Genomic DNA, 23,971 nt, shown 5'->3' with positions numbered 1-23,971 from the left:
TTATACCAGATTCGAGGCTTCAGACGCCAGTTCAGCTCTGGCTGCCTGTTGAAGAGGGGGTGCTGTAGTGCTCCCGCAGTAACGCTTTCTCTTCGTCGGTCAGTTCACTGGGATTCTTTCGCAGCACGCTGTGCAGGCGGGCTTCGCGGCTGCTGTGCAGTTGGTTGTGTGCAAGTGTAGTAATGGTGTCGACGAACTGCTTTTCAAGATTGCCGTCATCGATCAGCCATTCTTTTCCCGCCAGCACCTGCAGCAGGCGCCCTTGGGGGGTTCCGTGCCAGCGCGCGATGAGGTGCATCGAGCTCTGTTTCGGATTTTTCTGCAACGCTTCGACCAGCGCGGCGAGCAGTTGCGAATAGGTTTGTCCTTCGTTGGAGAAATGGCTTGCATCCTCGACGCTCTGCGCCAGTTGAGGATGGTGCAGCAGGGTGCGCAGTGCGGTCAGGGTCGGCGATTCGACGCTGATTTCGGTGCGTGGCTGGCGCGGCGTGAAGTCGCCCTTCTTGCCTTTGCCGTCCCATTTGCGATCGCCTTTCCAGGGCTTCTTGCCCTGCTTGGCGCCGCCATTGCCGGCAGAAAAATCCGTCGGCGCCTCAAAGTAGCTCGAAGCGTCCTGGTAATGACTGTCGCCATGCTCTGCGAATTGGCCGGCGAACTGGCCCGTATCGTAATCGGCGTACTCATGGGCATGCTGGTCCGCGCCGCGCGCCTGTACGGTTGCCGGCGTATGGCTGGGCTTGCTCTGGCCGCCAAGGCCGGAGCGCGGCGCGCTGATCTGGCTGAGTGCCTCGGCGGACAGGCCGGTGATCTCGCCCAGGCGCTGGCGCATCAGCAGGCGCAGGGTGTTGCCGGGAATCTTTTCCAGCAGCGGGCCGGCCAGGGTCGCCAGGTGCGCCTTGCCTTCCAGCGTGCTGGGGTCGGCTTCCTGGGTCAGTTGCTGGAAGAAGTAATCTGCCAGCGGCTGGGCCTGGTGGGCGAGGCGGGCGCGGAACGCGTCCGGGCCTTCGGCGCGCACCAGGCTGTCCGGGTCTTCGCCTTCGGGCAGGAACAGGAAGCGGACCTTGCGCCCGTCCTGCAGGTTGCTCAGCGCCGACTCCAGCGCGCGCCAGGCGGCGTTGCGGCCGGCCTGGTCGCCGTCGAAGCAGAAGAGGATGTTCGGCACGATGCGGAACAGCCGCTTGATGTGTTCTTCGCTGGTGGCCGTGCCCAGGGTGGCGACCGCGTTGCGGATGCCCTGCTGAGCCAGTGCGATGACGTCCATGTAGCCTTCGACCACCATGATCTCGTCGAGATCCCGGTTGTTCTTCCGGGCTTCATACAGGCCGTAGAGCTCCTGCCCTTTATGGAAGACCGGGGTTTCCGGCGAGTTCAGGTATTTCGGCTTGTCATCGCCCAGTACGCGGCCGCCGAACGCGATTACTCGGCCTCGGCTGTCGCGGATGGGGAAGATCACCCGGTCGCGGAAGCGGTCGTAGCGCTTGCCGCTGTCGGGGTTTTCTACCAGCAGGCCGGCGTCGAGCATGGCCTTGAGCTGCAGGTTGTCGCCGCCCAGGTTCTTCAGCAGGTTGTCCCAGCCCGGCGGTGCGAAGCCCAGGCCGAAGTCGCGGGCGATTTCGCCGGTCAGGCCGCGGCCCTTGAGGTATTCCACGGCGGCCTTGCGTGCCGGGTGGCCTTTGAGTGCCTGGCGGTAGAACTCGGCGGCGCCTGCTAGTAGCGGATACAGCGGTGAGTCGACCGGTTGGCGGGGCTTGTTACCGCGCCGGCCCTCCTCGCGGGGCACATCCATGCCGGCGCGTTTGGCCAGGTCTTCGACCGCCTGGACGAAGTCCAGCTGGTCGTGGTCCATGATGAAGCCGAGTGCGTTGCCGCCGGCGCCGCAGCCGAAGCAGTAATAGAACTGCTTGTCCGGGCTGACGGTGAAGGAGGGTGTCTTCTCCTTGTGGAACGGGCAGCAGGCGCTGTAGTTCTTGCCGGTCTTCTTCAGCTGGATGCGCGAGCTCACCACATCGACAATGTCGGTGCGGTTGAGCAGGTCATCGATGAAGGATTGTGGAATCAGGCCGGCCATAGACTCATCGGGACGCAGGGTGGACCCAAGCATAGCGCTCGGCGGTGAAGCCGTGAGCGACGCTTGAGACTAAGCATGGGGCTTGAAAAGCAAAAACTCCGAAGTCCGCGAGCGCGAATCGGAGTGGGGTGCCTTGTGTCAGGCACTCGCCCGGCGAGTGGGCCGGGCGATGCAGAAAGCGTGCGACGAAGCGCTGTAACTCAGTACAGGCGCTCGCGGCGGCGCTGTTCGCGCTGCACTTTCTTGGCGTGACGCTTAACAGCGGCAGCGGCTTTGCGCTTACGCTCAGCGGTCGGCTTTTCGTAGAACTCGCGGCTACGGACTTCAGCCAGTACGCCTGCTTTTTCGCAGGAGCGCTTGAAACGACGCAGAGCTACGTCGAAGGGTTCGTTCTCTTTAACTTTGACGGCGGGCATCCAGGTCGTACCTTCAATGATTACCGGAGGATTTATCGCGCTCCTGACGGTTGTTCGGAGTCGGCGGTTTTCAAGGGTTGCGGATATTAAACGTTCGAGCGGAGGAATGCAAAGCCTCCGATCGAAAAGCGCTGGTCCGAAGCCCAGCCGGCGATTATGATGCGCGGCTTCAATTTTGCCCAGAGTAAAGGCTCAAACCCATGCTAGTGCTGGGGTTGGAAACCTCCTGCGACGAGACCGGCGTCGCCTTGTACGACAGCGAAAAGGGCCTGTTGGCCGACGCGCTGTTCAGCCAGATCGACCTGCACCGCGTATACGGCGGCGTGGTTCCCGAGCTGGCCTCCCGTGATCACGTCAAGCGCATGCTGCCGTTGATTCGCCAGGTGCTGGATGAGTCCGGCCGCGCCGCCGAAGACATCGACGCCATCGCCTACACCGCCGGCCCCGGCCTGGTGGGCGCGTTGCTGGTTGGCGCATCCTGCGCCCAGGCCATGGCGTTCGCCTGGGGCATACCGGCCGTCGGCGTGCACCATATGGAAGGCCACCTGCTGGCGCCGATGCTCGAAGAGCAGCCGCCACAGTTCCCGTTCGTCGCCTTGCTGGTATCCGGTGGTCACACCCAGCTGGTTCGGGTGGATGGCATCGGCCGCTACCAGGTACTCGGCGAGTCGGTAGACGACGCTGCCGGCGAAGCCTTCGACAAGACTGCCAAGCTCCTCGGCCTGGCCTATCCCGGTGGCCCTGAGATCGCACGGCTGGCCGAGCGCGGCACCGCTGGTCGCTTCGTCTTCCCGCGGCCGATGACCGATCGTCCGGGCCTGGATTTCAGCTTCAGCGGCCTCAAGACCTTTGCCCTGAATACCTGGCAGCGCTGCGTGGCCGAAGGTGACGACAGAGAGCAGACCCGCAGCGACATCGCCCTGGCATTCCAGACCGCGGTGGTCGAGACCCTGACCATCAAGTGCAAGCGCGCGCTCAAGCAGACGCACCTGAAGAGCCTGGTGATCGCCGGTGGTGTCAGCGCCAACCAGGCGCTGCGTCAGCACCTGGAAAAGATGCTCGGCGAAATGAAGGGCCAGGTGTTCTACGCCCGCCCGCGCTTCTGCACCGATAACGGCGCGATGATCGCCTATGCTGGCTGCCAGCGGCTGGTGGCCGGGCAGCAGGACGGCCCGTCGATCGGCGTCCACGCGCGTTGGCCAATGGAGTCGCTGCCAGCGATCTGAATAATGAAGCTGCAAACGACGCGGCGCATGCTCTGAGCGGCATGGGCCGTTTTTTCGCTTGCAGCGCTGTACGTGGGCCGGGAAGCTCGCGGTTCTAGAAGTGACGCTCGCGTCCGGCGATGAGATCGCGCAGGTTACTGCGGTGACGCCAGACGATCAGGCCGGTGAGCACGGTCATCGGCAGCAGCGCCGACGGTTCCTGCCAGGCCAGCAGCGGCAAGGTCAGCGGCGTGGCGACCAGTGAAGCGAGCGAACTGGTGCGCGACAGCTTGAAGGTCACCAGCCAGGCGACTGCCGCGAGCAGGGCCGCTGGCGGGTACAGCGCCAGCAGCATGCCGGCGGCGGTGGCGACGCCCTTGCCGCCACGGAAGTTGAAATACAACGGGTAGAGGTGACCGATCACCGCTGCCAGTCCGACCCAGGCCTGCTGCACGTCGGACAGTCCGATCATCCGGGCGATGAGTACCGGTAGCAGTCCCTTGGCGAGATCGCCGAGCAGGGTGAGGATGGCGATCTTCTTGCCGGCCAGGCGCAGCATATTGGTGGCGCCGGGATTGCCCGAGCCGCTGGCGCGCGGGTCGGCAGTGCCGAACAGGCGACTGAGGAGTACCGCGAAGGACAGTGATCCGAGCAGGTAGGCGAGGATCGCCAAGAACCAGAACATGGTTTCCACCGGAGACGAGGTCGTTTCCGATTCTAACGGGGCGCCGGCCGCTTGTCGTGTCGCCTTGGAGCATGCAGTCAGTGGACAGAGTTTTCATCGAGGGGCTGGAAGTGGACACCGTGATCGGCGTCTACGACTGGGAACGGGGTATCCGGCAGTGCCTGCGCCTGGACCTGACGCTGGGCTGGGACAATCGCCTGGCGGCGGCCGACGACGATATCGCCAAGGCCCTGGACTACGCCGTGCTCTCCGAGCGCGTCATGGCCTTTGCCCGTGACGCGCATTTCCAGTTGGTGGAAACCTTCGCCGAACGCCTCGCCGAGTTGCTGATGGCAGAGTTCGGCATCCAGTGGCTGCGCCTGAAAGTCACCAAGCCCGGCGCCGTTGCGGCCGCCATCGGCGTCGGTGTGGAGATCGAACGCGGATGCCGCTGACGACGGTCTACCTGGGGCTGGGCAGCAACTTCGAGCGCGAGCGGCATCTGCTGGCCGGGCTGGAAGCGCTGAGCGAGTTCCTGCAGGACATCCATTGTTCGCCGGTGTTCGAGAGTGAGCCGGTGGGTATTCGCAGTGGCCCGTTCTACAACTTCGTGATTGCCGCGCGCACCGATCTGCCATTGGCAGAACTGAGCCTGCGCCTGAAGCATATCGAGGCGGACAACGGCCGCTATGCGCCGGAGCGCAAGGGCCTGCCGCTGGATATCGACGTGCTGCTGTATGGCGACCTGCATGGCGAGTTCGACGGTCTGACGCTGCCGCGCGCCGAGGTGCTGAAGAATGCCTTCGTCCTCTGGCCGCTGGCGTTGCTGGCTCCGCAGGTACAGCACCCAGGCGTGCAGCGTTCGTTTGCCGAGCTGTGGGCGAATTCTCAGATCGAGCAGAAACTCTGGCCGGTGCGGTTCCGCTGGCGCGGTGTGGAGCTGACCTCGCCGGCCTTGATCGAGGCGCATCCGGCGCCTTAGGGCTTATCTGTAGGAGCGAGCTTGCTCGCGAACGGAGCTTGCCGGCCACTCCAGCGCTGGGCGGTTCGCGAGCAAGCTCGCTCCTACAAGTCCAGTTGTTTCAGGCGGTGTTGCCTTCCTTGTAGGCCTTCAGGGCATTCAGACGCTCGCGCTTGAGCGCTTCGCCCAGCTCGGCGCCCTTGTATCCCTTTTCCAGCAGCGGCTGCACCGCGACCGCGCGTGCGGCCTGTGCTGCGCCACGCAGGTAGTCGGCCTGTGGATAAGCGCGATCTTCCAGTCCATGGCGGCCACGGGCATCCATCTCACTGGCAGCGAGAAATTCCTCGAAGCGCTGCGGTCGCCGGTAGACGTCGAAGGACTGCAGCACCTCCAGGATGGTGTTCGGCCGCAGCTCCAGCGCGCGGTGACAGTGGGTGTGGTACTCGCCCACCAGCCGGGCCAACTCCTGGCAGTCCCGTGGGACCTTGAAACGGGCGTTGATTGCATCGATCAGCGGCAGGCCCAGGTGTTCGTGGGCGTGGTGCTTGGGCCACTCTTCCTCACGGGTCTCACCCTTGCCCACGTCATGCACCAGGCAGGCCCAGCGCACGCTCAGTGGCTGGTCGTACCGGGCGCATTCGCGCAGCACGGCCAGCACGTGTTCGCCGGTATCCACTTCCGGGTGGTGCTGGGGTGGCTGCGGTACGCCGAACAGCGCGTCGACCTCCGGCATCAGGACGGCCAGGGCGCCACAATCACGCAGGACCTGGATGAACACGTCCGGGCGCGATTCCATCAGCGCGCGGGAGATTTCCTTCCAGCTGCGTTCGGCGGTCAGTGCTTCCAGTTCGCCGGATTCGGACAGCTCGCGCATCAGCGCCAGGGTTTCTGGTGCCACGGTAAAGCCCAGCGGCGCGTAGCGGGCGGCGAAGCGGGCGACCCGCAGCACGCGCAGCGGGTCTTCGGCGAAGGCCGGGGAGACGTGGCGCAGCAGGCGGGCTTCGAGGTCTTTCTGGCCGTGGTAGGGGTCGACGACCTGGCCGTCATCGTCTTCCGCCATGGCGTTGATGGTCAGGTCGCGGCGGATCAGGTCTTCTTCCAGGGTGACGTCGGGGCTGGCGTAGAAGGTGAAGCCGCCGTAGCCGCGCCCGCTTTTTCGTTCGGTGCGGGCGAGGGCGTATTCCTCGCCGGTCTTCGGGTGGAGGAATACTGGGAAGTCGGCGCCCACCGGGCGGTAGCCCTGGGCGAGCATCTCGTCGGCGCTGGCGCCCACGACTACCCAGTCGGTGTCGCTGACGGGGATGCCGAGCAGGCGATCGCGCACGGCGCCGCCCACCTTGTAGATCTGCATGAAGCTGTCTCCTGTTCTGGGGGATAGCTTCGGGGTTTGCGGCGAGTGGGGCAAGCTCGGTGGCTTCTGGGGATCGAGGCGGTTCGCGAGCAAGCTCGCTCCTACAATAGCCGGGGTGTAGGAGCGAGCTTGCTCGCGAACGAGTGCGACGTGCGCCTAGGGCGTAGCAGCGGGCACCTGCTGGAGCAATGCGCCAATGGCGTCCTGCAGCAGGGCGGCGCTGGCGTGGGCAGGGCTCAGGCCGGTGCTGACGGTGCCTTCCCAGAGCGTCTGTTCCTGCGCATCGGTCAGGCGCAGGCGCAAGGTGCCGGTCTCATCGCGCAGGCGATGGATGGCGAGATAGGGCCCCAACGGATTGGGCGGCGGGGTATCAACCTTGAACTCCAGCGGCGCATCCTGCAGCGCCAACCAGTAGTAAACGCGCAGCTGTGGCGCGGCACTTTCGCGGTAGCCGCGCTCGATAAGGCCCTGGCGCACCTGGGCGTTGATCAGTGGATAACGGCTGCGGTAGGGCAGGGCGTCGACGACGTTTTCCGGCGGCATCAGCTGGAAGTCGCGCAGCCCGGCCAAGCGCGCATCGGCGGGATGCGCGACCTGGGCGTGGGGCACGGGGTTGCTGCAGGTCGCGACAGCAAGGCAGAGCAGGAGAATGGCGAACAGGCGCATGGCGGTCTCCAGCGGGGTTGCCGCCATGCTTGTCACGCCTGCTGGCCCGGTCAACCGATCAAATGGGTGGGATGATCAGGTCTAGGCGCGGGTAGCCCTCCTCGCTGTCGCGTTCACCCTTTGGGGGCATGTGGAAGGTGTTGACGATGTTTTCACCCTGAAGGGTCTCCAGGTGGATGTCGAAGCCCCACAGGCGGTGCAGGTGCTTGAGCACGTCGTCGGTGGAATCGCCCAGCGGTTTGCGGTCGTGTTGCTGGTGGCGCAGGGTCAGTGAGCGGTCACCACGGCGGTCGACGTCCCAGATCTGGATATTCGGCTCACGATTGCCGAGGTTGTACTGCGCTGCCAGGGTTTCGCGGATCTTGCGGTAGCCGTCGTCGTCGTGGATGGCGTCGACCAGCATGTCGTCCTTCTGGTCGTCGTCGAGGATGCTGAACAGCTTGAACTCGCGGATCACCTTGGGCGAGAGGAACTGCAGGACGAAGCTTTCATCCTTGAAGCTCTTCATGGCGAATTTCATGGTGGCCAGCCAGTCGCTGCCGGCAATGTCCGGGAACCAGCGTTTGTCTTCGTCGGTGGGGTTCTCGCAGATGCGGCGGATGTCGCGGTACATGGCGAAACCCAGCGCGTAGGGGTTGATGCCGCTGTAGTAGGGGCTGTCGAACCCCGGTTGGTAGACCACGCTGGTGTGGTACTGGAGGAACTCCATCATGAAGCCGTCGCTGACCAGCCCCTCGTCGTAGAGGTCGTTGATCAGGGTGTAGTGCCAGAAAGTCGCCCAGCCTTCGTTCATGACCTGGGTCTGGCGCTGCGGGTAGAAGTACTGCGCTACCTTGCGCACGATGCGCACGATTTCGCGCTGCCAGGGTTCCAGCAGCGGGGCGTTCTTCTCGATGAAGTAGAGGATGTTTTCCTGTGGCTCGCTGGGGTAGCGGGCCAGGCCCTGCTCCTTGTCCTTGCCGCTGGCTTTGGGAATGGTCCGCCAGAGGTCGTTGACCTGGCGCTGGATCTGTTCCTCGCGCTCCTTCTGACGCTGCTTCTCTTCCTCGGCAGAGATCGGGTACGGCCGCTTGTAGCGATCCACGCCGTAGTTCATCAGGGCGTGGCAGGAATCCAGCAGGTCTTCCACGGCATCGATGCCGTAGCGTTCCTCGCACTTGTTGATATAGGACTTGGCGAACACCAGATAGTCGATGATCGAGGTGGCGTCGGTCCAGGTGCGGAACAGATAGTTGCCCTTGAAGAAGCTGTTGTGCCCATAGCAGGCGTGGGCGATCACCAGCGCCTGCATGCACTGGGTGTTTTCTTCCATCAGGTAGGCGATGCACGGATCGGAGTTGATCACGATCTCGTAGGCCAGGCCCATCTGCCCGCGCTTGTAGTTCTTTTCCGTGCTGAGGAAGTGCTTGCCGTAGGACCAGTGGTTGTAACCGATGGGCATGCCGACGGACGCGTAGGCGTCCATCATCTGCTCGGCGGTAATCACCTCGATCTGGTTGGGATAGGTGTCCAGCGCGTAGCGTTCGGCGAGGCGACTGATCTCGCGGTCGTATTGCTGGATCAGCTCGAAGGTCCACTCCGAGCCGGTGGCGATCGGCTGGCGCTTGCTCATGCGACTAGCCTCCTCTGGAACAGCTCGCGGAACACCGGGTAAATGTCCGAGGCGGAGACGATCTGCTGCTGGGCGAAGCTGTCTTCGAAGGTATCGCGGATCTTCTCGTACTCGAACCACAGCGCCTGGTGCTCGCGCGGGGTGATCTCGACGTAGGTGTAGTACTGGACGAACGGCATGATCTGCTTCATCAGGATGTCGCGGCAGACGGGCGAGTCGTCGTTCCAGTTGTCGCCGTCCGAGGCCTGGGCGGCGTAGATGTTCCATTCGTTGGTGGGGTAACGCTCGGCCATCACCTCCTGCATCAGCTTCAGGGCGCTGGAGACGATGGTCCCGCCGGTTTCGCGGGAATAGAAGAACTCTTCCTCGTCTACCTCGCGGGCGCTGGTGTGGTGGCGGATGAACACCACTTCGATCTTCTCGTAGTTCCGCTTGAGGAACAGATAGAGAAGGATGAAGAAGCGCTTGGCGATGTCCTTGGTGGCCTGGGTCATCGAGCCGGAGACGTCCATCAGGCAGAACATCACCGCCTTGGAGGTCGGGTTGGGCTGTTTCACCAGCAGGTTGTACTTGAGGTCGAAGGTGTCGAGGAACGGCACCTTGTCGATGCGCGCGCGCATGGCGGCGATCTTCTGCTCCAGCGCCTGGATGTCACCGAGGTTGTCCGGTTCCTCGCGCTTGAGTCGATCCAGCTCCGCTATCGCCGCGCGCAGCTTGCCGCGGGTGGAGCCGGACAGGGCGATGCGCCGCGCGTGGGCCGAGCGCAGGGTGCGCACAATGTTGATGCGCGAGGGATTGCCCTCGTTGCTGATGCCGGCGCGTACGGTCTTGAAGGTGTCGCTGCCGGTGAGGTGGCGCTTGACCAGGTTGGGCAGCTCCAGGTCCTCGAACATGAAATCGAGGAATTCCTCCTGGGTGATCTGGAAGACGAAGTCGTCCATCCCATCGCCCTGATTGCTCGCCTTGCCGGCGCCACGACCTCCACCGCCGCCCTGGGGGCGCGGTATGTGTTCGCCAGTGGTGAATTCCTTGTTGCCGGGGTGGATCACCGTCTGGCGGCCACCACGTCCATGGTGCAGGACCGGCTCGTCGATATCGCGACCAGGAATACTGATCTGCTCGCCGTGTTCCATGTCGGTGATGGAGCGACGGCTGACGGCCTCTTCGACGGCCTTCTTGATGTGCTCACGGTAACGCCGCAGGAAGCGCTGGCGATTCACCGTGCTCTTGTTCTTGCCGTTCAGACGCCGGTCGATGACGTAGCTCATGAATGCTCCTCAGGGCCTGCTGCGCAGCGGCGTGGAGCCGCCAAGGACAGGTCCGAATGCGACGGCGACCGGCGCGGCGGAATGCCGCCGCGCCGATGGCAGACTACTGCGACTTGCGAACCCGCAGATACCATTCCGACAGCAGGCGCACCTGCTTCTCGGTGTAGCCGCGCTCGACCATGCGTTTGACGAAGTCGTTGTGCTTCTGCTGATCCTCCTTGCTCGCCTTGGCGTTGAAGCTGATGACCGGCAGCAGGTCCTCGGTGTTGGAGAACATTTTCTTCTCGATCACCACGCGCAGCTTCTCGTACGACAGCCAACTGGGGTTCTTGCCGTTGTTGCCGGCGCGGGCGCGCAACACGAAGTTGACGATCTCGTTGCGGAAGTCCTTCGGGTTGCTGATGCCAGCCGGCTTCTCGATCTTCTCCAGTTCCTCGTTGAGGGCGGCGCGGTTGAGGATCTCGCCGGTTTCCGGGTCGCGGTATTCCTGGTCCTGGATCCAGAAGTCGGCGTACAGCACGTAGCGGTCGAAGATGTTCTGGCCGTACTCGCTGTAGGACTCCAGGTAGGCGGTCTGGATTTCCTTGCCGATGAACTCGACGTAGCGCGGCGCCAGGTATTCCTTCAGGAAGCGCAGGTAACGCTCGCGGGTTTCCGGCGGGAACTGCTCCTGCTCGATCTGCTGTTCCAGCACATAAAGCAGGTGCACCGGGTTGGCGGCAACTTCATGCGGATCGAAGTTGAACACCTTGGAAAGGATCTTGAAGGCGAAGCGGGTGGAAAGCCCGGACATGCCTTCGTCGACTCCGGCAGTGTCGCGGTACTCCTGGATCGACTTGGCCTTGGGATCGGTATCCTTGAGGTTTTCGCCGTCGTAGACGCGCATCTTCGAGTAGATGTTGGAGTTTTCCGGCTCCTTCAGGCGCGACAGCACGGAGAACTGCGAGAGCATCTTCAGGGTGTCCGGCGCACAGTGGGCGTGCGCCAGGGAGCTGTTGATCAGCAGCTTGTCGTAGATCTTGATCTCATCGGAGACGCGCAGGCAGTACGGCACCTTGACGATGTAGATCCGGTCGATGAAGGCCTCGTTGTTCTTGTTGTTGCGGAAGCTGTGCCATTCCGATTCGTTGGAGTGGGCGAGGATGATGCCGCTGTAGGGCAGGGAGCCGAGGCCTTCGGTGCTGTTGTAGTTGCCTTCCTGGGTCGCGGTGAGCAAGGGGTGCAGGACCTTGATCGGCGCCTTGAACATCTCGACGAATTCCATCAGGCCCTGGTTGGCCCGGCACAGCGCGCCCGAGTAGCTGTAGGCGTCGGCGTCGTTCTGCGGGAATTCTTCCAGCTTGCGGATATCCACCTTGCCGACCAGCGCAGAGATGTCCTGGTTGTTCTCGTCGCCCGGTTCGGTCTTGGCGATGGCGATCTGGTTGAGGATCGACGGGTGCAGCTTGACCACGCGGAACTGGCTGATGTCGCCGCCGTATTCGTTGAGGCGCTTGGTTGCCCAGGGCGACATCACCGAACGCAGGTAGCGCCGCGGGATGCCGTAGTCTTCCTCGAGGATGGCGCCGTCTTCGTCCGGGTTGAACAGCCCCAGGGGCGATTCGAACACCGGCGAGCCCTTGATCGCGTAGAAGGGCACGTGCTCCATCAGTTGCTTGAGTTTCTCGGCGAGGGAGGATTTACCACCACCGACCGGGCCCAGGAGGTAAAGGATCTGCTTCTTCTCTTCCAGCCCTTGGGCGGCATGGCGGAAGAAGGAGACGATCTGGTCGATGCACTCTTCCATGCCATGGAAGTCGGCAAAGGCCGGGTAGCGACGTATTACCTTGTTGGAGAATATTCGCGACAGGCGGGAATCGACGGATGTGTCGAGTAGTTCAGGCTCGCCAATGGCCATCAGTATCCGCTCGGCGGCGGTGGCGTAGGCGATCTTGTCCTGCTTGCAGAGATCCAGGTACTCCTGGAGGGAGTACTCTTCTTGACGGGTCGCTTCGAAGCGTTCCTGGAAGTGACTGAAAATGCTCATGACGTCTCCTCGCTCGATGCATGGAGCCGGCGCCGGATCGGTCTGTGCGGGTGCGGTCGGGCTGCCAGTGTTACCGGCGAGAATCCCCCAGAACTCCAACGGAACCTGGCCTCTGCCCTGATCCGCCCCAATGGTCACTGCCGATTAACCGGAAGCCGGTGTGCCGGCTCTCCCTTTTTTGGATGGCCTGAGGGAAAGGATAGTTCGTTCTTCGATGTGTAAAGGACGAAAGAGCGAGAAGTTACAGATTTTTTGAAGGGGCTAATCCGCCCCTTTCGTAGGGACTTTCAGTCAGCGCCGCCTGCGCTGGTATCCGCGGGATAGACGCTGCGCCACAGTTCGAAGCCGCCGTCGAGGCTGTAGACCTCGGAGAAACCCTGCTGGACGAAATAGGCCGCGGCGCTCTGGCTGGAGTTCCCGTGGTAGCAGACCACGACCAGCGGCGCGTCCATGTCCGCCTCGCGGATGAAGTCGGCCACCGAGTAGTTGTCGATGTGCCGCGAGCCGCTGATGTGGCCCATCGCGTAGCTTTGCGGGTCACGAATGTCGACGACCTGGGCGCCGCTTTCGCGCAGTTGCTGGGCCAGGTCGGGGGCGATGCGCTTGAAGTCGCTCATGGGGTTACCTCGCAAGGCGCGGAGCCTGTAGCCCCGCTGCATTCATTCTGGTTTGTCGGCGCAGCTGCAGTGGATGCGCTCGAGGGTGTCGACGTTCATCAACGTCATGCTGCCGCCCCACACACAGCCGGTGTCCAGGGCGAACAGGCCAGGGACGTCGCACTGGCCTTCCAGCGCGGCCCAGTGGCCGAAGATGATCTTGCGCCCAGCGGCCTTGCGCTCGGTGTAGCTGAACCAGGGGGCGTAGCCGGACGGTGCAGTGTCCAGGCCTTCCTTGGATTTCAGGTCGAGCTTGCCGTCGGGCGTGCAGAAACGCATGCGCGTGAAATAGTTGGTGATCACCCGCAGGCGCGCGATGCCGTGCAGCTTCTTGTCCCACTTGGCCGGCTCGTTGCCGTACATGCCGTCGAGGAACATCGGCAACTGGGTATCGTCGCGCAGGGCGGCTTCGACTTCGGCGGCGCGTTGCAGGGCCTTGTCGATATCCCACTGCGGGGGGATGCCGGCGTGCACCAGGGTGAAATCACGCTGAGCGTCGTGGTGGACCAGCGGCATTTGCCGCAGCCATTCGATCAGCTGCGCGCAGTCGGGCGCCTCGACGATCTCGCGCAGGGTGTCGTTTTTCTTCAGGCGTTCAGCGTTGTACGCCACGGCGATCAGATGCAGATCGTGGTTGCCGAGCACGCAGACCAGCGAATCGCGCATGCCATAGAGGAAGCGCAGGGTCTCCAGCGATGCGGGGCCACGATTGACCAGGTCGCCTACCAGCCAGAGCTTGTCCTGGGCCGGGTCGAACTTCACTTGCGCCAGCAGGCACTTCAGTGGTTCCAGGCAGCCCTGCAGGTCGCCGACGGCATAGGTGGCCATCAGTGCAGCGCTCCGGGTACGGCGAGGCGGAACGCCGGGATCTCGGCGTCGAAGTGATGGCCGTCGGTGGCGACCATCTGGTAGCTGCCGTGCATGCTGCCGACCTTGGTCGCCATCACGGTGCCGCTGGTGTAGGTGTGGCTGGCGCCCGGTTCGATCAGCGGCTTCTCGCCGACCACGCCGGCGCCGCGCACTTCCTGCACGTGGCCGTCGCCGTCGGTGATGATCCAGTGGCGGGTCAGCAGCTTGGCCGCCAGCTCGCCGTGGTTGTGGATGGTCACGGTGTAGGCGAACACGTAGCGCTGCTGTTCCGGTTGGGACTGCTCGGGCAGGTGGCGGGTGGTGACGCTGACGCTGACCTGGTAGCGGGGGTCGCTCATGCGCTCGGTCCTTGCTCGGCTTCCGGGTTGGTTTCGCTGTAGCGGTTAGCCAGGCTGACGAAATCGGCGACGCTCAGCTGCTCCGGACGCAGGGTCGGGTCGACGCCGGCGGCTTCGATGTCCTCGACGCTCATCAGCGTACGCAGCGTATTGCGCAGGGTCTTGCGGCGCTGGTTGAAGGCTTCGCGGACGATGCGTTCCAGCACGCGGTGATCCTTGGCCGGATGGGGCGGTTCAGCATAGGGCACCAGGCGGACGATGGCCGACTCGACCTTGGGCGGCGGGTTGAACGCGCCGGGGCCGACGGTGAACAGGTAATCCACCCGGCAGAAGTACTGCACCATGATCGACAGGCGGCCCCAGTCGCCATTGCCCGGCTCGGCCGCCAGGCGCTCCACCACTTCCTTCTGCAGCATGAAGTGCATGTCCTGGATGAGCGAGGCGTGGTCCAGGAGGTGGAAGATCAGCGGGGTAGAGATGTTGTAGGGCAGGTTGCCGACCACGCGCAGCTTGTCCTCGGGAGAGGCCGTGAGGGTGGAGAAGTCGAACTTCATGGCGTCGCCCTGGTGCAGGCTGAAGTTGGGCTTGAGGCCGAAGCGCCATTTCAGTTGCGGGATCAGGTCCAGGTCGAGCTCGATCACGTCGAGCTTCGCGCCGCTGTCCACCAGGCCCTCGGTCAGGGCCCCCTGGCCCGGACCGATTTCCAGCAGGTGCTGGCCTTCCTTGGCGGCAATGGCACGCAGGATCTTGTGAATCACCCCGGCGTCATGCAGGAAGTTCTGCCCAAAGCGTTTGCGGGCGCGGTGCTGGAAGAGTTCGGACATCGAAGGCTCCGGAGAGCAGCCGGGCGCTTGCGGCGGCCGGCTGGAGGCGGAAAAACCATCAGTTTACCAGTCCGGCGCGGCCAGCACGAAACGCTGGCCGAACGGAATGCCGGGGTTCAGCGCGCGCCGGCCCCGGCTTCGGCCATCTGGTAGGCGGTTTCCAGGGCGACCTGCAGGCTGCCGCTGTCGATCCGGCCGGTCCCGGCGAGGTCCAGCGCAGTGCCATGGTCCACCGAGGTGCGGATGATCGGCAGGCCCAGCGTCACGTTCACCGCCGCGCCGAAACCCTTGTACTTGAGCACCGGCAGTCCCTGGTCGTGGTACATCGCCAGCACGGCGTCGCAGTGCTCCAGGTGCTTGGGAGTGAACAGCGTGTCGGCCGGCAGCGGGCCGATAAGCTGCATGCCCTCGGTGCGCAGGCGCTCCAGAGTCGGCTCGATCACGTCGATCTCTTCGTGGCCCAGGTGGCCACCTTCGCCGGCATGGGGGTTCAGGCCGCAGACCAGGATGCGCGGGTTGGCCAGGCCGAACTTGTCGCGCAGGTCGGCGTGCAGGATGCGGGTGACACGCTCCAGGCGCTCCGTCGTGATCGCATCGGCAATCTGCCGTAGCGGCAAGTGGGTGGTCACCAGCGCCACGCGCAGTCCGCGGGTGGCCAGCATCATCACCACCTGGGCGGTGTGAGTGAGGTCGGCGAGGAATTCCGTATGCCCCGAGAAGGCGATGCCAGCTTCGTTGATCACGCCCTTGTGCACCGGTGCGGTGATCATTCCGGCGAAGTGCCCGTCCAGGCAGCCCTGGCCGGCTCGGGTCAGAGTCTCCAGCACGTAGGCGGCGTTGGTCGGGTTCAGCGTGCCTGGTTCAACTGGCGCGGCCAGTGGCGTATCCCAGACGTAGAGGGTGCCCGCCGGGGCGGCGGCGCTGGGCCACTGGCCGGGGCCGACGTCCTGCAGGTCGATACTCAGCCCCAGCAGGGCGGCGCGCTGTGCCAGCAGTTCACGGCTGGCGATTGCGACGAGTGGGTGTGGCTGTACCTCGCGCGCCAGCAACAGGCAGAGGTCGGGGCCGATACCGGCGGGTTCGCCGGGGGTGAGGGCGAAAAGGTGGGAAATGCTCATCAGGAGGCTCTCGAATCGGTATCTGCAGCGGATGGGCTTACTCTACGACGAAGCCCTTGTTCTTCGAAGCTTTCGGCGGGCAAAAAGAAACCCGGCCAAGGCCGGGTTTCTTTGTGAGCGACTCAAGCGGCTTACTGCTTGATCTCGACGTAGGCTTCGTCGCGGATCTGGCGCAGCCAGGCCTGCAGCTCTTCGTCGTACTTGCGTGCGCGAAGGGTCTGGGCGGCTTGTTGCTCGCGGAACTTGTCGCTGCTGTCGGTGGCGCGACGGCCGAGGACTTCCAGCACGTGCCAACCGAACGGCGAGCGGAACGGCTTGGTGACCTGGCCTTGCGGCGCGTTGTTCATCACCTCGCGGAATTCCGGTACCAGGGATTCCGGGTCGACCCAGTTGAGGTCGCCACCGTTGAGCTTGGAGCCCGGGTCTTCGGAGAACTTCTTCGCCAGATCGCTGAAGCTTTCGCCGGCCTGGATGCGCTCGTAGAGCTTCTCGGCCAGGCGCTGCGTCTCTTCCTCGCTGCGGATTTCGCTGGGCTTGAGCAGGATGTGGCGGACGTGGACTTCGTCACGCAGCATCTTGCTGCCACCGCGCTTCTCTTCCAGCTTGAGGATGATGAAGCCGCCCGGGGTGCGGACCGGCTCGGTCACGTCGCCCACGGCCAGGCTGCCGATCATGCTGTCGAACGGGGAGGGCAGTTGGGCGGCCTTGCGCCAGCCGATCTCACCGCCCTCCAGGGCGTTGTCGCCGGCCGAGCGGGAAACCGCCAGCTGGCCGAAGTCTGCACCCTGCTTGAGCTGCTGATACATCTCCTGAGCCTGACGGCCCGCAGCCTGCACGGTTTCCGGCGAGGCACTGTCGGGGACCGGGATCAGGATGTTGGCCAGACGATACTCTTCGGAGAGCTGGATCTTGCCGAGGTCGGAAGCGAGGAAGTTCTGCACTTCCTGCTCGCTGACCTGGATGCGCTCGGCTACGCGGCGCTGGCGCACACGGCTGATGATCATCTCGCGGCGCACCTGCTCGCGGGCCTCGTCGTAGGACAGACCGTCGTGGGCAAGGGCGGCGCGGAACTGATCCAGACTCATGTTGTTGCGCTGGGCAATGGTGCCCATGGCCTGGTTCAGCTCTTCATCGGTGATACGTACGCCGGAGCGGTCGCCAATCTGCAGCTGGATGTTCTCGATGATCAGGCGTTCGAGTACCTGCTGGGTCAGCACGTGCTCAGGCGGCAGCGGCGCACCGCGCTTCTGGATGGTTGCACGGACTTCGCGCAGGCGCTGGTCCAGCTGGCTCTGCATCACCACGTCGTTGTCAACGATGGCGACCACACGGTCCAGCGGAACCACTTCGGCGTGCACGACGGAACTTGCCAACAGCGCGCCCAGCATCAGCGGGCGCAGGGCCTTACATAGCATTGTCTTCACGTTGACGATAACCCTGGATACCTTGGTCGAGGAAGCCTTCCACCTGGTTGCCAACCACGCCGCCAAGGCCTTTCAAGATGATTTGAAGGAATACACCGCGGTCGGCCTTGGACGTTGAGGTCACGAATTCCTCGTCGTCGTAGTCGACCCAGTAGCGATTGATCAGGCGCAGTTTCCAGCAGCAGCTGTCGTACTCGAAGCCACCGAAGGCTTCCAGTGTGCGGCTCTGGTTGTAGTCGAACTGCCAGCGGCCGATGGCGGCCCACTGCGGCAGAACCGGCCAGATGAACGAGAAGTCATGCTGTTCGATCTTGTACTCGTCACTGCCGTATTCGAACTGGCCGGTAGTGGGGTTGAAGCGCTTGCTGTCCGCACGGTAGCGGTAGCCGGCGTTCAGCACCTTGCGAGGATCGGCTTCGGGCTGATAGTGGAACATCAGGTTGCCGTTGTCGGTGTGGTGCGTGTTCGGGTTCCAGTTGAAGTCCGAGCTGGCGTACCAGTCGTGGTTGAAGCGATAAGTACCGGTCAGCGCGTACGGCGAACGCCAGGTGTCGGCATCCGGGTTCTTCGCGCCGCTGGCGCGCAGATCGTCTTCGGTCAGGCCGGGCAACTGAACACGGCGGTCGCTGAAGTAGTAGATCTGGCCGGCGGCAATGTAGGCGCGCTCGAAGCCATCATCCTCGATGAAGCGCGAACCCAGGCCGAGGGACAGCTGGTTGGCGTCGCCGATGCGGTCACGGCCGGTAAAGCGGTTTTCACGCCACAGCGAGTCATAGCTGAAGGTGAATTCGCCGGTGTCGAAGGTCGGCAGGTTGTCCTGGTCCTTGTACGGGACGTACAGGTACATCGCCCGCGGCTCCAGGGTCTGGCGGAACTTGGTGCCGCCGAAAGTGGTGTCGCGGTCGAAGTACAGGCCGGAATCCAGCTTGGCCAGGCCGAGCGAACGATCCGGGCTGCTGTCGTAGTCGATGTACGAGGGCAGCGTGGCTTTGCCTTTGCCGTCCAGGTCCAGGTCGTACTTGGTGTACAGCGCCTTGACCGTCGGAGTCATGAAGCCCCAGCTGCGGTTCATCGGCAGGCTGATGCCCGGCTCGGCGTGGAAGCGATCGCCGGTGGCGCGCGCCAGGCCCAGGATGTTGTTGTCCGGGCGTGGGTAACGGGTTGGATCGTTCACGTCGATGCGGTAGAAGCCTTCGTCCAGATCGCGGTCGAAACGGACGGCCTCGGTGCTGTAAGTGAAGTCCAGGCCACCCGGGTTGAACGGCAGCTTGCCGTCCAGAGTGAGCTGCGGCAGGCGATCGTACGGGGTGACGTCGGTCACGGTCGCCAGCTGGTAGGACTGCGCGTTCAGCTTGGCAGTGTAGCTGTCGCCGCGATAGGTCAGGCTGCCTTGCTGGTTGACGTAGGTCGGCGAGCCGATGCCCAGTGAGGTGTCCAGGTCCTGGAAGTAGTACGGGTCGCTGATACGGGTGTAGTCCACCTGCGCCAGCAGGCGGGAATCCAGGCCGCTGGTGTTTTTCCAGCCATACAGCCAACGGGTGTCGGTGTACTGCGGGAAGTCCTTGCGGTCGTCGTTCTTGTCGTTCAGGTAGGCTGCCGTGACCTGGCCTTCGCTGCTGTGGGTCAGGTAGCGGAACTCACCTTCCATCAACAGCCCGCGCTTGACCATGTAGTGCGGGTACAACGTGGCGTCGTAGTTGGGCGCCAGGTTGAAGTAGTACGGCGTGGTCAGCGTGAAACCGGTATCGGTCGAGCTGGCGAAGGACGGTGCCAGGAAACCGGACTGACGACGATTGTCGATCGGGAAATAGATGTACGGGGTGTAGAAGACCGGAATGTCCTTCACCCGCAGGGTCGCGTTGGTCGCGGTGCCGAAACCGGTGGCCGGGTTCAGCTTGATGTTGTTGCCCTTGACCACCCAGGCGTTGCTACCCGGTTCGCAGCGGGTGTAGGTACCGTCCTTGAGCTGGATGATCGCGTCTTCCTGGCGCTTGGCATACAGCGCGCTGCCGCGGATCTGCGCCTGGTGCATGACGTATTCGGCGTTGTCGATCTTCGCCGCGCCGTTGTCCAGTTGCAGTTCGGCATGGTCGCCGACGATCAGGGCGCCGTTGTCGCGCAGCTTGACGTTGCCGACCAGCTCACCACGGTTTTCGGCCTGGTGCAGGTTGGCCTCGTCGGCTTCCACCTGCATGCTGCCCTGGCGCAGGACCACGTTACCCGCGAGGGTGGCGATCTGCTTTTCCTGCTCGTAGCGGGAAACCTTCGCCGAGACGTAGGTCGGAGCCTCGTCGTTCGGCGTCTTGTCGTTCATGCCCGGGCGTACTGGCTCGACATAGGCGCCGCTGCAATACGGGCCCATTTCCGCCTGCTGGGCAGCGGTGAGCTTGTCGCGCGGAATCCAGTCGAGGTGACTGTAGTCGCTGCTGCGCGACTTCAGGCCGCGGCCGCCGGACTCGGTGACCAGTTGTTTGGGCTCTTCGCCAGCGCTGTTCGAGCTGCCCGAGGACTTCGAGCTACTGGCGGTGGCGCCACCGGCACTGACCGAGCTGGCGCCATGCTGCGGACGCGGTACGCTGCTGGCGCTGTTCTGCGACGAGCAGTCCCATGCGCCGGACGCGGAAGGCTGGCAGGCGAACTGCTCGCCGGGTGCCGCGGTCACAGAGGCAAGCGGTTGAATAGCCAGAAGGCCACCGGTCACCAGTAAGGGGAATTTTCTACGGAACACGGGGAAATTCACTGCCATCTTGTTAATCCGGGCTTCCTGCGAGCCTTCAGCCCAAAACGGGCCGCACGCCTATCGATGGGCTCAAAAAGATGCTGGATAATAAAGCATGACCCGCGCAACGGCTAGGGCCGTGGAGAACCCATAAAGATGTCACAGGATGCCCGTTACCAGCAGATGATCGGCTGGTTGGACTTGAGTTTGCCCGCTGTGTTCAACGCGCAAGGCTGGGGGGCGGTGCCCGAGGCCAGTCTCACCGCGGCCAGCAGCGATGCCAGTTTCCGCCGTTATTTCCGCTGGCAGGGCGAGGGGCGCAGCCTGATCGTGATGGACGCACCGCCGCCCCAGGAGAACGTCCGCCCCTTCATCAAGGTCGCCGGCCTGCTGGCCGAGGCCGGTGTGCATGTACCGAAGATTCTGGCCGAGGAGGTCGAGCAGGGTTTCCTGCTGCTCGATGATCTGGGGCGCCAGACTTACCTCGATGTACTCACTGCGCAGAACGCCGAAGAATTGTTCGAGGACGCCCTCGACGCACTGGTGGCCTTCCAGCAGGTCGATGTCGCCGAGCGCCTGCCGGCCTACGACGATGCCCTGCTGCGCCGCGAGCTGCAGCTATTTCCCGACTGGTACCTGCAGCGCCACCTGGGCGTGACCCTGGAAGGCGAGCAACTCGCCCGCTGGGAGCGCACCTGCGACCTGCTGGTGCAGAGCGCGCTGGAGCAGCCCCGCGTGTTCGTGCACCGCGACTACATGCCGCGCAACCTGATGCTCAGCGAGCCGAACCCCGGCATTCTGGATTTCCAGGACGCTGTCTACGGGCCGGTGACCTACGATGTCACCTGCCTTTATAAGGACGCCTTCCTCAGCTGGCCCGAGCCGCGTGTGCACGACGGCCTCTCGCGCTACTGGCGCAAGGCACAGGCCGCCGGCATCCCGCTGCCCGATACATTCGACGAGTTCTTCCGCGCCAGCGACCTGATGGGCGCCCAGCGCCATCTCAAGGTAATCGGCATCTTCGCGCGCATCTGCCACCGCGACGGCAAACCACGCTACCTGGGCGACGTGCCGCGCTTCTTCCGCTACCTGGAGAGCGTCATCGCGCGCCGGCCTGAGCTGGCCGACCTCGCCGCCCTGCTGGCCAGCCTGCCCAAAGACGAGACGCATCCCGCATGAAAGCCATGATCCTCGCGGCGGGCAAGGGTGAACGCCTGCGCCCGCTGACGCTGCACACGCCCAAGCCGCTGGTGCGCGCCGCCGGCGTGCCGCTGATCGAGTACCAACTGCAGGCGCTGCGCCGGGCCGGGTTCGATCAGTTGGTGATCAATCACGCCTGGCTCGGCCAGCAGATCGAGGATCACCTGGGCGATGGTTCGGCCTTCGGCGTGAGCATCCGCTACTCGCCCGAAGGTGAGCCGCTGGAAACTGGCGGCGGCATCTTCAAGGCGTTGCCGCTGCTGGGTGACGATGCCTTCGTCATCGCCAACGGCGACATCTGGACCGACTTTGACTACGCGAGCCTGCACGGCGCGCTGGCCGAGAGTGATCTGGTGCACCTGGTCCTGGTGGACAACCCTGGGCACCACACTCGCGGCGATTTCTGTCTGAGTGAAGGCCGAGTCAGCGATTACCGCGAAGGCCAGCCGAGCCTCACCTACAGCGGCATTGCCATCCTCCGTCCCGAGTTGTTCCAGGGCTCCGAGCCCGGCGCGTTCAAGCTGGCGCCGCTGTTGCGCCAGGCGATGGCAGCCGGTCGCGTGAGCGGCGCGCACCATCGTGGCCGCTGGATCGACGTCGGCACTCACGAGCGCCTGGCGGAAGTCGAACGCCAGTCGGCGGAGGGCTGAGGTGTTCTGGCCAGGCACCCTGGTAGGTGTCATTGCCGGCTGGGCATTGGCGAGCATTCCGGGCGCCATGCTCGGTGCACTGCTGGGCCAGGTGCTCGACCGGCGCCTGAAGAAACGCACGTGGCGGGGCCTGCTGGAGCAGTTGCGTGGCGGGCCCAGGGTCAGCGATCAGGAATTGCTGTTTCTCCTGCTTGGCCGACTGGCGAAGAGCCGTGGGCGCGTGGTCGATGCGCACATCCAGCAGGCGCGGGCCGAGATGCAGCGCCTGCAACTGAATGACAAGGCCCGGCGCCAGGCGATCGATGCCTTCGGTCGCGGCAAGCTGGGCGGCGAGTTGCTGGAGGTTGGCCTGCGCCAGCGCCATGGCCAGGAGGCCACTGCCGAAGGCCTGGTTCAGGCCTGCTGGCGCATGGCCTGGGCAGGCGGCGTGCCGAATGCCGCGCAGAAGAACCTGCTGCTGCAGTGGGGCGATTCGCTGGGGCTGTCCCGTAACAGGATCCTGGCGCTGTCGGCGGGCGCAGAGCCGCCCAAGCCATCCGCCACGCCGCGCGAGTCCTATACCGGGGCGCTGCGCTTGCTGGGCGTGACGGTGGACAGCGAGCCGGAAGAGATCAAGCGTGCCTACCGCAAGCTGATCAGCCAGAACCACCCGGACAAGCTTGAAGGCATGGGCGCGAGCCCAGAGCGGATCGCCGCGGCAACCAACCGCACCCGCGAGATCCAGGCCGCCTACCTGTTGGTGCGCCAGCGCCGCGGTTTTCGCTGAGCCAGGCTGCCGTCAGGGCTGCTCGATCGGCTCCAGGTGCAGCGACAGCCAGCCGCGGATGCGCCGGTAGAGCTGCTCCTGCTCGGTGCCCAGGTCGGCGGGTAGGGCGTTCATGCCGATCTGCACGTAGTTCGGTGCCTTCTGCCGCTTGCTGGCCTGCAGACGCAGCTTCGCGGCGGCAATGTCAGGCGCCTTGTCCTTGTAATAGAAGTCGCCGGTGGCGAGATTCAGCAGCGGCACGGTCTCGTCCAGTGACGGTTTGAACTCGCGCGGCATCTCCGGCGCCACCAACAGCAGGTTCTTGATCTCGGCCGGCGCACGTTCGCCCAGGTAGCGGGTTGCCCAGTAGGCGCCGGTGCCGTGACCGAGCAGCACGATGGTCTTGGGCTTGTGCTGCTGGGCCAGTTCGACGGCCGCCTGGATGCGCGCCAGTACGCGCTCGGCATGGGCCTTGCGCAGCTCCACCGGATCGGTGGGCGGTGGCGGGGCTTCCGGGCTGGCCTGGGCCGGCTCGGCGCTGCCGGCTTCGGCGGTGCTTTCCGGCGTCGGCGTGGCGCTGCCTTCGCTGCCTTTTACCTCCGGCTTGCTGGCGCTGTCGGTGGCCGTGGCGTCGGTGTCGGCGCTGGCCTTGTCCGGTGATTCCTTCGGGCGTGGAATCGGTGCGGTGCTCTGCGGGTCGGGGAGCGTAACGGCCAAGGTCTGCCAGCCGGCATCGGGCAGCTTGCGCCGCAGCGGGCCTATCGCCACCGGCCAGTCAGCGCTTTCGCCGTCGCCGGGGATGAGGATCACTGCGCCTTCGGCGTCGGCGGTGTTGGCCGGCAGCCAGAGGGCGAGGAAGGTCTCGTCGCCGGCCTTGAGCTCCTGGCGTTCGCTCTCTGGCAGCTGGCGCACCAGGCCGCTCGCTTCGTCCTGACTGCGCTCGCTGACCGCCGGGCGCTGCACCGGTGCGGCCGTCGATTTTTCATCGGTGGCGGGCTTGGCGTCTTCGGCCCAGGTTGCGCCCAGCGGTGCGAGGCCGAGGGCGGCGCAGAGGGCGAAAATGGTCGGGCGAGGCAGGTACGGCATCGGTGATATCCCTGTCTTGGCGGGCGCGAGTGCGGCCAGCCTAGCGGCTTGTATAAGCTTTGTCAGGCGCGGGCATGCCGGGTTCAATCGGGCTTGCTGTAAGG

General features: G+C 64.3%; 22 protein-coding genes. 6 read left to right on the top strand and 16 right to left on the bottom strand.

The window, feature by feature from the left end:
- Positions 1-31: 31 nt before the first annotated feature.
- Together dnaG and rpsU are read right to left on the bottom strand one after the other, a co-directional pair.
- A complete protein-coding gene (gene dnaG / locus ACNFH5_RS00360; protein ID WP_416743412.1) occupies positions 32-2,068 on the bottom strand; it encodes a DNA primase in 2,037 nt (678 codons plus the stop codon).
- A 200-nt stretch (positions 2,069-2,268) separates the two neighbouring features.
- On the bottom strand, positions 2,269-2,484 hold the full coding sequence (gene rpsU / locus ACNFH5_RS00355; RefSeq protein WP_003085057.1) for a 30S ribosomal protein S21: 216 nt from the start codon (positions 2,482-2,484) through the stop codon (positions 2,269-2,271).
- 200 nt (positions 2,485-2,684) lie between these two features.
- Here rpsU and tsaD point away from each other — a divergent pair, with 200 nt between their 5' ends.
- Entirely contained in the window at positions 2,685-3,710 is a 1,026-nt protein-coding gene (tsaD, locus tag ACNFH5_RS00350) for a tRNA (adenosine(37)-N6)-threonylcarbamoyltransferase complex transferase subunit TsaD (RefSeq protein WP_416743409.1), read from the top strand.
- A gap of 94 nt (positions 3,711-3,804) precedes the next feature.
- On the opposite strand, the gene plsY is transcribed toward tsaD, so the two are convergent.
- Entirely contained in the window at positions 3,805-4,374 is a 570-nt protein-coding gene (plsY, locus tag ACNFH5_RS00345) for a glycerol-3-phosphate 1-O-acyltransferase PlsY (protein ID WP_416743407.1), read from the bottom strand.
- An 80-nt stretch (positions 4,375-4,454) separates the two neighbouring features.
- Between plsY and folB the strand changes: the two genes are divergently transcribed.
- Together folB and folK are read left to right on the top strand one after the other, a co-directional pair.
- On the top strand, positions 4,455-4,808 hold the full coding sequence (folB, locus tag ACNFH5_RS00340; protein ID WP_416743405.1) for a dihydroneopterin aldolase: 354 nt from the start codon (positions 4,455-4,457) through the stop codon (positions 4,806-4,808).
- The gene (gene folK / locus ACNFH5_RS00335) at positions 4,799-5,335 is read left to right on the top strand and encodes a 2-amino-4-hydroxy-6-hydroxymethyldihydropteridine diphosphokinase (RefSeq protein WP_416743403.1); all 537 of its coding nucleotides are present in this window, start codon (positions 4,799-4,801) and stop codon (positions 5,333-5,335) included. The genes folB and folK overlap by 10 nt, the downstream gene beginning before the upstream one ends.
- 100 nt (positions 5,336-5,435) lie before the next feature.
- On the opposite strand, the gene ACNFH5_RS00330 is transcribed toward folK, so the two are convergent.
- The 12 genes from ACNFH5_RS00330 to ACNFH5_RS00275 form a co-directional block, all read right to left on the bottom strand.
- Positions 5,436-6,665 carry a multifunctional CCA addition/repair protein gene (locus tag ACNFH5_RS00330; RefSeq protein WP_416743402.1) on the bottom strand — a complete coding sequence of 410 codons (1,230 nt, stop codon included), beginning with the start codon at positions 6,663-6,665 and terminating at the stop codon, positions 5,436-5,438.
- Between the two features lie 156 nt (positions 6,666-6,821).
- Positions 6,822-7,331 carry a hypothetical protein gene (locus ACNFH5_RS00325; protein WP_416744359.1) on the bottom strand — a complete coding sequence of 170 codons (510 nt, stop codon included), beginning with the start codon at positions 7,329-7,331 and terminating at the stop codon, positions 6,822-6,824.
- A 58-nt stretch (positions 7,332-7,389) separates the two neighbouring features.
- Complete coding sequence (locus ACNFH5_RS00320; RefSeq protein ID WP_416743401.1) at positions 7,390-8,943, bottom strand: SpoVR family protein; 1,554 nt, start codon at positions 8,941-8,943, stop codon at positions 7,390-7,392.
- Positions 8,940-10,211 (bottom strand): YeaH/YhbH family protein, encoded by a 1,272-nt coding sequence (locus tag ACNFH5_RS00315; RefSeq protein WP_416743399.1) that lies wholly within the window; start codon positions 10,209-10,211, stop codon positions 8,940-8,942. Before ACNFH5_RS00315 ends, ACNFH5_RS00320 begins: the two co-directional genes overlap by 4 nt.
- A 103-nt stretch (positions 10,212-10,314) precedes the next feature.
- Positions 10,315-12,237 carry a PrkA family serine protein kinase gene (locus ACNFH5_RS00310; RefSeq protein WP_416743397.1) on the bottom strand — a complete coding sequence of 641 codons (1,923 nt, stop codon included), beginning with the start codon at positions 12,235-12,237 and terminating at the stop codon, positions 10,315-10,317.
- A 287-nt stretch (positions 12,238-12,524) separates the two neighbouring features.
- On the bottom strand, positions 12,525-12,854 hold the full coding sequence (gene glpE, locus ACNFH5_RS00305) for a thiosulfate sulfurtransferase GlpE (RefSeq protein WP_416743395.1): 330 nt from the start codon (positions 12,852-12,854) through the stop codon (positions 12,525-12,527).
- 42 nt (positions 12,855-12,896) lie between these two features.
- Entirely contained in the window at positions 12,897-13,721 is an 825-nt protein-coding gene (locus ACNFH5_RS00300; RefSeq protein ID WP_416743394.1) for a symmetrical bis(5'-nucleosyl)-tetraphosphatase, read from the bottom strand.
- Complete coding sequence (apaG, locus tag ACNFH5_RS00295; protein ID WP_054908027.1) at positions 13,721-14,101, bottom strand: Co2+/Mg2+ efflux protein ApaG; 381 nt, start codon at positions 14,099-14,101, stop codon at positions 13,721-13,723. Before apaG ends, ACNFH5_RS00300 begins: the two co-directional genes overlap by 1 nt.
- Positions 14,098-14,925, bottom strand: coding sequence for a 16S rRNA (adenine(1518)-N(6)/adenine(1519)-N(6))-dimethyltransferase RsmA (gene rsmA / locus ACNFH5_RS00290; RefSeq protein WP_416743392.1), 828 nt, complete (start codon positions 14,923-14,925; stop codon positions 14,098-14,100). The genes apaG and rsmA overlap by 4 nt, the downstream gene beginning before the upstream one ends.
- Positions 14,926-15,041: 116 nt before the next feature.
- On the bottom strand, positions 15,042-16,037 hold the full coding sequence (gene pdxA, locus ACNFH5_RS00285; protein WP_416744358.1) for a 4-hydroxythreonine-4-phosphate dehydrogenase PdxA: 996 nt from the start codon (positions 16,035-16,037) through the stop codon (positions 15,042-15,044).
- 137 nt (positions 16,038-16,174) lie between these two features.
- Positions 16,175-17,467 (bottom strand): peptidylprolyl isomerase, encoded by a 1,293-nt coding sequence (locus tag ACNFH5_RS00280; protein WP_416743390.1) that lies wholly within the window; start codon positions 17,465-17,467, stop codon positions 16,175-16,177.
- Positions 17,448-20,213 (bottom strand): LPS-assembly protein LptD, encoded by a 2,766-nt coding sequence (locus tag ACNFH5_RS00275; protein ID WP_416743388.1) that lies wholly within the window; start codon positions 20,211-20,213, stop codon positions 17,448-17,450. Before ACNFH5_RS00275 ends, ACNFH5_RS00280 begins: the two co-directional genes overlap by 20 nt.
- A gap of 129 nt (positions 20,214-20,342) precedes the next feature.
- Between ACNFH5_RS00275 and ACNFH5_RS00270 the strand changes: the two genes are divergently transcribed.
- The 3 genes from ACNFH5_RS00270 to ACNFH5_RS00260 are packed head-to-tail and all read left to right on the top strand — an operon-like array spanning position 20,343 to position 22,802.
- The gene (locus ACNFH5_RS00270; protein WP_416743387.1) at positions 20,343-21,365 is read left to right on the top strand and encodes an aminoglycoside phosphotransferase family protein; all 1,023 of its coding nucleotides are present in this window, start codon (positions 20,343-20,345) and stop codon (positions 21,363-21,365) included.
- Positions 21,362-22,036: an N-acetylmuramate alpha-1-phosphate uridylyltransferase MurU gene (murU, locus tag ACNFH5_RS00265; RefSeq protein ID WP_416743386.1), complete on the top strand. Its 675-nt coding sequence runs from the start codon at positions 21,362-21,364 to the stop codon at positions 22,034-22,036. The genes ACNFH5_RS00270 and murU overlap by 4 nt, the downstream gene beginning before the upstream one ends.
- A 1-nt stretch (position 22,037) precedes the next feature.
- Positions 22,038-22,802: a DnaJ domain-containing protein gene (locus ACNFH5_RS00260; RefSeq protein ID WP_416743385.1), complete on the top strand. Its 765-nt coding sequence runs from the start codon at positions 22,038-22,040 to the stop codon at positions 22,800-22,802.
- 12 nt (positions 22,803-22,814) lie between these two features.
- Here ACNFH5_RS00260 and ACNFH5_RS00255 read toward each other — a convergent pair whose 3' ends face one another.
- Entirely contained in the window at positions 22,815-23,867 is a 1,053-nt protein-coding gene (locus tag ACNFH5_RS00255; RefSeq protein ID WP_416743384.1) for an alpha/beta hydrolase family protein, read from the bottom strand.
- Positions 23,868-23,971: the final 104 nt, after the last annotated feature.

It is taken from the genome of Pseudomonas sp. NY15435 (assembly GCF_048068295.1).
Classification (GTDB): domain Bacteria; phylum Pseudomonadota; class Gammaproteobacteria; order Pseudomonadales; family Pseudomonadaceae; genus Pseudomonas.
Note: the sequence above shows the minus strand (reverse complement) of the source record. Positions and strands in the feature narration are given on the sequence as shown.

Excerpts from the sequence above, each read along its gene's own strand:
- rsmA (WP_416743392.1), bottom strand. The coding sequence starts at position 14,925 with ATGTCCGAACTCTTCCAGCACCGCGCCCGCAAACGCTTTGGGCAGAAC.
- murU (WP_416743386.1), top strand. The coding sequence starts at position 21,362 with ATGAAAGCCATGATCCTCGCGGCGGGCAAGGGTGAACGCCTGCGCCCG.
- ACNFH5_RS00270 (WP_416743387.1), top strand. The coding sequence starts at position 20,343 with ATGTCACAGGATGCCCGTTACCAGCAGATGATCGGCTGGTTGGACTTG.
- plsY (WP_416743407.1), bottom strand. The coding sequence starts at position 4,374 with ATGTTCTGGTTCTTGGCGATCCTCGCCTACCTGCTCGGATCACTGTCC.
- tsaD (WP_416743409.1), top strand. The coding sequence starts at position 2,685 with ATGCTAGTGCTGGGGTTGGAAACCTCCTGCGACGAGACCGGCGTCGCC.
- ACNFH5_RS00320 (WP_416743401.1), bottom strand. The coding sequence starts at position 8,943 with ATGAGCAAGCGCCAGCCGATCGCCACCGGCTCGGAGTGGACCTTCGAG.
- ACNFH5_RS00330 (WP_416743402.1), bottom strand. The coding sequence starts at position 6,665 with ATGCAGATCTACAAGGTGGGCGGCGCCGTGCGCGATCGCCTGCTCGGC.
- ACNFH5_RS00255 (WP_416743384.1), bottom strand. The coding sequence starts at position 23,867 with ATGCCGTACCTGCCTCGCCCGACCATTTTCGCCCTCTGCGCCGCCCTC.
- dnaG (WP_416743412.1), bottom strand. The coding sequence starts at position 2,068 with ATGGCCGGCCTGATTCCACAATCCTTCATCGATGACCTGCTCAACCGC.
- glpE (WP_416743395.1), bottom strand. The coding sequence starts at position 12,854 with ATGAGCGACTTCAAGCGCATCGCCCCCGACCTGGCCCAGCAACTGCGC.
- folK (WP_416743403.1), top strand. The coding sequence starts at position 4,799 with ATGCCGCTGACGACGGTCTACCTGGGGCTGGGCAGCAACTTCGAGCGC.
- ACNFH5_RS00275 (WP_416743388.1), bottom strand. The coding sequence starts at position 20,213 with ATGGCAGTGAATTTCCCCGTGTTCCGTAGAAAATTCCCCTTACTGGTG.
- rpsU (WP_003085057.1), bottom strand. The coding sequence starts at position 2,484 with ATGCCCGCCGTCAAAGTTAAAGAGAACGAACCCTTCGACGTAGCTCTG.
- apaG (WP_054908027.1), bottom strand. The coding sequence starts at position 14,101 with ATGAGCGACCCCCGCTACCAGGTCAGCGTCAGCGTCACCACCCGCCAC.
- ACNFH5_RS00310 (WP_416743397.1), bottom strand. The coding sequence starts at position 12,237 with ATGAGCATTTTCAGTCACTTCCAGGAACGCTTCGAAGCGACCCGTCAA.
- ACNFH5_RS00300 (WP_416743394.1), bottom strand. The coding sequence starts at position 13,721 with ATGGCCACCTATGCCGTCGGCGACCTGCAGGGCTGCCTGGAACCACTG.
- ACNFH5_RS00325 (WP_416744359.1), bottom strand. The coding sequence starts at position 7,331 with ATGCGCCTGTTCGCCATTCTCCTGCTCTGCCTTGCTGTCGCGACCTGC.
- ACNFH5_RS00315 (WP_416743399.1), bottom strand. The coding sequence starts at position 10,211 with ATGAGCTACGTCATCGACCGGCGTCTGAACGGCAAGAACAAGAGCACG.